Genomic DNA, 7,525 nt, shown 5'->3' on the forward strand with positions numbered 1-7,525 from the left:
AGAAGACACGGATACCGTTCGCGGGAGAAGGCGGAGACGGCAGGTAACGGTGCCGGCCGATGACTTCGACGTTCCAGCCGCATGCGGCCATCTCGCCGGCCAGCATCTCGACATGTTTCTCTACGCCGCCCTGAACATTGGGGATGCCGCGGAGTCCGAGGAAAATGACACGCCGTGGAATATCCTGACTTGCCATGGCCACCGGCTGTGCGGGAGGCACCTCAAGAGGAAGACTGGTCAATGACGCCTCCGCCGATTGCTGCCCGGCCGGTCTTGAACGACAATGCCGAAGACCGTTGCGCTTTCAGCTCGGCGCCGGACCTCGGAGAGATTCCTCTTGGGAAGGTAGAGAGTGGAATCCGGTGTTCTGGAAAATCCCTCTACCTGATTTCGATGAATTTTATAGAATGCGGGCTGCCATCCGCAATAGACAGCCCGGCGCGCGGCGTGTTTTCCAATTATTAACCTTTACATCGCTTTTTGCCTCGTCGCCTTTCAGGCGGCCCCGAGCGCGGCATAGAGGTTCAGCGTCCGGTCGCGAAAGGCGGCGGCGGAGAAGTCGGCTGCGATCCATTTGCGCCCCGCCGCTCCCATCCTCGCGCGCTCGGCCGCCGGGAGCGCGGCCAGATCGYCCAGTTTCTGCGCGAGATCCTGCGCGTCTCCCGAGGTCACCAGCATTCCGGTTTCTTTCTCCCGGATCATCTCCGGGATGCCGCCGATGGCGGCACCCAGCACGGGACGTCCCAGCGCATAGGCTTCCAGGATGCTGATCGGGGCGTTCTCATACCATTCGGAGGGCAGCACCAGCGCTCGGGATTGTCCGATCAGGCGGTGCAGGTCCTGCCCTGACAAGTGCCCCACGAAGCTCACGTCCGCGCCGGTTTCGTCGGCGAACTGGCGAAGGGCCGCTTCATCGGGCCCAGTGCCGGCCACGATGAGCCGCTGCTTCGAGAGAGCGACGGCCTTGATCAAGGTCGCCAGCCCTTTCTCGGGCGCGAGGCGGCCGGCGAAGACGAAATAATCGCCCTCCTCCCAGTCGCTGCTGTAACGCTCGACATCGACGAAATTCGGTATGTATTCCAGCTGCTCGCGGGGCCAGCCCCATTCGACCAGCTTCTCCAGATAGAAGCGGCTGGGAACGACGATGCGGTCGAGCTTGTCCCGGTAAAGGCCGAGCGAGCGATGCACCAGCGTTTCCGCCAGGACCAGGGTGCTGTACGGCACGGATCCCTTTATGCAGCGATGGCGCAGGACATTGTAGATGTGGCCGCCGCGGCAATCCTCGCAGATTTTTCCATCGCGCAGCATCTTGTAGGACGGACAGGCGAGCTTCAGGTCATGCGCCGTCATCACCACCGGAATGCCAGCTGACTTCAAGGTGGAGAAGATTGCCGGGGAGAGGTGGTGGTAGACGTTATGGGCGTGGGCGACCGAGGGGCGCGCCTGCTCGATCAGTCGCGCGATATTCCGTTGTGCCTCGACGGAGTAGATGATGCTGGCTGCTTGGACGACCTTTCGCAACGGGCTCGTCTGGCGACCATATTCGATCTCCGACACGAAATAGTCTGACCATGGCGAGGGTTCATTGTCCTCATGCTGCATGGCAAAGGGGACGACATCCCAGCCGATCCTTTCGAACATGGTCATGTGGTCGAAGAAGACCGCCTCGGCCCCGCCGCGGCGGTAGAAATAGTTATTGATCGCCAGCAGGCGCTTCCCGGCAGGTTGGGGTTTTGCCACGTCCCTGCTCCTCACCAGCCGATCCGATCCAGCATGCGATCGACAGACTGGACCGCGCATCCGCGCTCGACCGCGTGACGCACCAGATGCTCGAATGTGCCCGGCGTACAGCCATAGGGTGTCGGGTTGGGTGCGATGTCGTGCGTGAAGAAGACGAGCCAGCCGGGCCTGTCGACCACCTCGTCGATCCAGCGTGTCAGGGCGCGCGCCTCCGGGTCGGGCTGGCGAATCTCGACGGCCTTGAGCATCAGGGGATCGACCGCACCGCGATTGATGGCTTCGCCGGCCCCGCGGCATGTGCGGAAGCGCCGGCGGAATTCGGGTCGCGCCAGAGGCCATGCCGCATTGTAGGGAAAGGCGAAATTGGCCGGCTCCGCGGAAATGCCGGCTTGCGCGAGATAGTCGGCATTGCGGTCCAGATCGCGCGACAGATCGGCGCCGGGAATGTCGCGGATCCTGCGATGCGAGAAGGTGTGGCAGCCGATTTCGTGACCGCGTTCGGCGAGATCCCGGCACCCGTCCGGTGTTATCAGCACCCGGTCCGGCTCGACCTGCCCCGCAAGCCCTCCGGCGATATAGAACGTGCCACGCACGCCATATTTCTCGAGGATCGATGCTCCCTCGCTGCGGGCAGAATCTGGAACATCGTCGAAGGTGAAGGAGACCAGCGGGGTGTCCGTCTCCAGGCGGCGCCTGGAGCCCGCAAGCCCCCAGATCAGCCGGTTGCTCAGGCTGTYGACCTTCGCTCCAAGGTGTTCGGATACGCTAGGCATGCGCGACGGCCCCTTCCGGCTGGGTCCGGCACTCGGGCGCCAGCGCGGCCGAGGCCTGCAGGGACAGGCCGTAGAGCGCGAACAGCAAGGTGAACCAAAGCGAGTTGCCACCTTCGAAGAACAGGCTCTCGAGGCCGGCATTGAAGATGGCGTAGAGCCAGATGCGGGTGAAGAGCCGGGTCAGATGCGAGTGCTCGGCGTCGGGTTCCAGCCGCGAAATGTTGCGGAGCGGCAGGACGACGAGCCAGACCAGCGTCAGCAAAAGCCCGGGGATTCCCGTCATCAATGCGACGTCGAGATAGGAATTGTGCCCGTTTGCTGCGGCAACCGCCCAGGTTTCGATCGAGCCGCCGCTGTGGACGAGCTCCGATGTCTGCCAGAATCCCTTGAAGCCGTATCCTGTCAGTGGCCGGTCCGCGAGTTCGGAGACGGCAAAGCGCCAGATATCCGCGCGGTTGGTAAAAGTCGCATCGATCCCGAGCTCATTGATGAAATCGCCCAGCGGCCTGAAGACCGCAGCCCCGATCGCGAAGATGTTGAACGCCCCGACACCGCCGATGACGATCGGAATGCGCAGGAAGCGAACCTTCTCGAAGACCCATGCGAGCAGAAGGATAGCCGGCAGCATGGCCGTCGAGGTCTTGCCGCCGGTATTGATCAGGAAGAGGAACGACAGGCACAGGATCGTCATGCCCGCGATGCGCGACCAGGCATTCATGACGAAGAGGCCGAAGAACGAAGCGACCACCATTGCCGCTGCAGCGCTGTTCTTGTGCGGGAAATGCCCGCGCCACAAACCGGCATTCATCGGCTCGCGCAGCTCGGAAGCCTGATGGATCGCCAGCAGTGGCTTGAACAGGATGCCGTAATAGCTGACCCCCAGCATGATGAGTGTACCGATGCCCAGCATCTTGGCGAAATGCCTCTCGGAGGCCGGCAGCAGCAGATAGATGCTGGCATTGACCGTCACCATGACGGCGAGAACAGTCCCCTTGATCCCGAGCATGGGGTAGGACGAGATCAGCGAAACCAGGAAGAACCAGGCAAACAGCAGGCCCAACAGCACGCGCGGCTGCAGGATGATGCTGCGCATCGGGTGAAGTAAACCGTAGGCGAGCGTGCCCGCGAACAGCAGCAGCGACACGATCTGGTTCATCAGGTTGGAGTTGCCGGCGCTGGGGTCCAGCACGGCCTCGCCGGTCAGGTCGACGAAGGGATTGAGGGAAATCCAGAAGAACAGGAAGATCGCCATGAACAGGGCGGTGCCGACAGTCTCCCTCAGCTTCTCTCCTCGATCGGCCTCCCCCTTGGCGGCGCTTCCCATGGCCGCCTCTCAAGCAGCCGCGGGCTGCGGGTCACGGATATAGGTCCAGGCCCCACGCGCCAGGGCCGCTGCAATCCCGAGCACAAGGCCCAGCATCACCGCCGCCGCCAGCAGGATCAACGTACGCGGCGGCCAGCTACGCGCCTTGGGCGGCATCGGTGACGAGATGACACGCACATTGCTGGTGTCGATCTGCTGGCGCTCACCGATCTGCTGGGCACGCGCCAGGTGGGTTTCGTAGATCGCCGCCTTGGCGCGCGCATCGCGCTGTAGATCGCGCAGCTGCACTTCGGCGTCGTTGTCGGTGAAGACGTTCGATTTCCCGTCGCCCGCCTTGTCCTGCAGTACTCTGAGCGTCGTCTGTTCCCTGTTGAAGTCGGCCTTCGCGCCTTCGAAGATGCGGCGGGCTTCGCGGGACAGTGCTCCTTCGAGCACCTGCTGTTCGGATAATGCTGTGATCAGCTGCGGATGGCGCGCGCCAAAGGTCGCCCTGATCGACCCGATCTGCTGCTGCAGCGTATTATACTGCGCTCGCAGACTCGTCATGGTCGCGGAATCGAAGATCGACGCGCTGGCTGCCCGCCGTTCCGCGATCGCCGCGCTCATCTGCCTGTAGCGCGATTCCGCCTGGATGAAGCGCTGCTGTGCATCCAGAACCTGCGTATTGAGCTCGCCCGAGAGCCGTGTGCTGACGAGTTCGCCATTATTGGACTGCAGCCCTTTCGCGCGCCGAAAATCCTCGACCCTCCGCTCCGCCTCGGTCACATTGCGGCGCAGCTCATCCAGGCGGTTATTGAGGTTCTTCACCACCCGGCCGGCGCTTTCGGCAGCTGACTGGAAAAGCTCGGCCTCGAAGGCTTCGACAATCGCGTTGGATATCGCGACAGCCTTCTCGGGATCTTCCGCCCAGAGCTTCATGACCACGACGAAGGAGCGCTCCTCGCGCCGCGCCTCGACCCGTTCGGCCAACGCACGCATCACGGCAAGGCGATTGTCCTGATTGGCATCCCTGGACGAGATCAGACTCCTGAGCGCCGACAGATAGCCAGGCTGCACGAACTCCGGATCATTGGTCAGGTCGAGCCGGTCTATGACCCGTGCCAGGACGTTGCGCGAGGTCAGGACCCTGAGCTTGCTCTCGACCTCGAGCAGTTGTGCATCACGCTGCGGATTGGTCGTGAAGACGTCGTCCCGGACGACGTTCAGGTTCGAGGGGTCAATGAGGATATCGGTGTAGACGGTATAACGAGGCGGCGTCGTGACCGCATAGACCAGCGCCGCGGCGACGCAAATGATGACGGCGGCAACGATCATGCCTATTCCCCGCCGCAGCCAGACGAGGATGTCGTCGGCCCCGACATCGGCGAGCAATCGGAGACGGCCAATCGGGCTTCCGCTCCCGAATGAACCTTGCGCCCGGCTCGACTGCGGGGAGTGAGACGACGGATCCGAGCGTGCGCCAGAAGACGAGGCTGCATCATCGCGCAGCGATTCCGAGCGAATCCGGGAATGGCCTGTCGGCAGAGGCGCTTGTCGCTGCTCCGACTCCTTCGGCCCGTACATCCGCTTCGCCCTCAGCACGCAACTCTAGACGGAAGAGACGCGCCTATCCCCCGTAAACATGCCCTAGGGGTATGCTCCGGCCCTGAATTTTACGTTAATCGCAACGAGAACACCGCATCCGGGAACGACAATCCGGCCCTCGATCTTGCGGCAAAGTCCAGCTGCGTCATCAGATCCCTTGGGACGTCGATCTTCGGCCTTGATCCGAAGTCTAATCAAGAACTTGGGGCTTTGCCGGGTGCTTCGAAATTTACCATTCGCATGGATATCCCCAAGCGTTAACGCTTGCTCGCCCAGGATTGGCTATAGTTCAACCGGACACGAAGGACTTGGAAGCATCTCGGCATGTGCGGATTTGGGGGCTATTTCGGCGCGGTCCGGGATGGGAGGGAACTCCTTGAACGGATGACGGCCGCGATTGCGCATCGCGGTCCCGACGAGCAAGGGCTCTTCACCGCGAAGGACGCAGGTCTCGGACATGCGCGACTGTCGATCGTCGGCCTGGGGGATGGCCAGCAACCGATGTCCGATGCGACGGGTGAACTGACGATCGCCTTCAACGGCGAGATCTTCAACTATGTCGAATTGCGCGAGCAGCTGCGCGCAAAGGGGCGCCGCTTCCGGACGTCGAGCGACACCGAGGTGATCCTGCATCTCTATGAGGAGATGGGCGAGGATTGCCTGTCCGTCCTCAATGGCGATTTCGCCTTCGCGCTCTGGGATGGCCGGCGCCGCCGCATGGTTCTGGCCCGGGACCGCATGGGCGTCCGGCCGCTGTTCTATACAAGGCAGGGCGATCGGTTCTATTTCGGCTCGGAGGTCAAGGCGCTTCTTCAGGTCCCGGGCGTGAGTGCAGAGATCGATCCCGTCGCCCTCGACCAGATTTTCACATTATGGGCGCCGATCGCGCCGCGCACGGCCTTCCGCGACATCTTCGAGCTGGAACCGGCGCATCTCATGATCGTCCAGGAGGGCAGCGTCTCGACGCGGCCTTATTGGAGCCTGGATTATCCCGACCGGGATGCGCCATCCCGGCACACCGATGAACGCGCTGCGGCAGAGGAACTGCGCGCCCTGCTGACCGAGGCGACCCGGATTCGCATGCGGGCCGATGTCCCGGTGGGCTCCTATCTCTCAGGCGGGCTCGATTCCTCGATCACCTCTGCGCTTGCTGCGGGCATGGCGCCTGGCGGCCTCAGGACTTTCTCCGTCACCTTCGACAGCGCCGAGCATGACGAAAGCGCCTTCCAGATGGAAATGGCCCGGGCACTCGGGACGCAGCACAGTTCCGTCGCCTGCGGCGAGGGCGACATCGCCGCGGTCTTTCCCGACGTGATCCGCTTCACCGAGCGGCCGATCCTCAGAACCGCACCTGCCCCGCTTTTCAAACTCTCCGGCCTGGTGCGCGAGGCCGGGCTGAAAGTGGTGCTGACGGGTGAAGGCGCGGACGAGGTCTTTGCCGGCTATGACATCTTCAAGGAGGCCCGGGTTCGGCGCTTCTGCGGCAGGCAGCCCGGCTCCCGGATCAGGCCGCACCTGTTTCGCAAGCTCTATCCCTATCTGCCTGGCCTCAGGCAACAATCCGCAGAATATCTCGCATCGTTCTTCGGGGCGAACGGTGCGGCACTCGACGATCCGCTGTTCTCGCATCGGCCGCGGCTCGACGGCACGGCGGCGACGAAGCTGTTCTTCTCGGGCGACCTGCGTGCCACGCTATCGGGCTATGACGCGGCCGAGGAACTCGCTTCGCGTCTGCCGGAGGCCTTCAGCCGCTGGCACCCCTTGCATCAGGCGCAGTATCTGGAGGCCCGCTTCCTTCTGCCGGGCTATATCCTGTCCAGCCAGGGCGACCGCATGGCGATGGCCCGTGGCATCGAGGGGCGTTTCCCCTTCCTCGATCATCAGCTGGTCGAGTTCGCCGCCGGGCTTCCCCCCGAGATGAAGCTGAAGGGGCTTGTCGAGAAGCACATCCTGCGCGAGGCGACCAAGGACCTGCTGCCGCCCTCGATCAGCCGACGGGCAAAGCAGCCCTATCGCGCGCCGGACAGTCACTCCTTCGTCGGAGCGGGTGCTGCCGATTATGTCCGGGCAGCCATGGGCGAGGCGCAGGTCGCAGCCGGCGGCC

At 63.2% G+C, this 7,525-nt stretch carries 6 protein-coding genes; 1 reads left to right on the forward strand and 5 read right to left on the reverse strand.

Annotated features, from left to right (window positions below; translation table 11 throughout):
• The 5 genes from AC1D34_RS31000 to AC1D34_RS31020 all read right to left on the reverse strand — a co-directional run.
• On the reverse strand, positions 1 to 196 hold a 196-nt coding region (locus tag AC1D34_RS31000; RefSeq protein WP_476826297.1), incomplete at its 3' end, for a glycosyltransferase.
• Between the two features lie 299 nt (positions 197 to 495).
• Positions 496 to 1,740, reverse strand: a complete 1,245-nt coding sequence (locus tag AC1D34_RS31005) for a glycosyltransferase family 4 protein (protein ID WP_476826292.1) — start codon at positions 1,738 to 1,740, stop codon at positions 496 to 498.
• 11 nt (positions 1,741 to 1,751) lie between these two features.
• Entirely contained in the window at positions 1,752 to 2,513 is a 762-nt protein-coding gene (locus AC1D34_RS31010) for a polysaccharide deacetylase family protein (protein WP_476826293.1), read from the reverse strand.
• The gene (locus AC1D34_RS31015; protein WP_476826294.1) at positions 2,506 to 3,837 is read right to left on the reverse strand and encodes an O-antigen ligase family protein; all 1,332 of its coding nucleotides are present in this window, start codon (positions 3,835 to 3,837) and stop codon (positions 2,506 to 2,508) included. Before AC1D34_RS31015 ends, AC1D34_RS31010 begins: the two co-directional genes overlap by 8 nt.
• 9 nt (positions 3,838 to 3,846) lie before the next feature.
• Positions 3,847 to 5,400, reverse strand: a complete 1,554-nt coding sequence (locus tag AC1D34_RS31020; protein ID WP_476826295.1) for a GumC family protein — start codon at positions 5,398 to 5,400, stop codon at positions 3,847 to 3,849.
• A gap of 345 nt (positions 5,401 to 5,745) precedes the next feature.
• On the opposite strand from AC1D34_RS31020, the gene asnB reads away from it, so the two are divergent.
• On the forward strand, positions 5,746 to 7,525 hold a 1,780-nt coding region (asnB, locus tag AC1D34_RS31025), incomplete at its 3' end, for an asparagine synthase (glutamine-hydrolyzing) (RefSeq protein ID WP_476826296.1).

It is taken from the genome of Allobosea sp. P1_A7, from assembly GCF_056406775.1.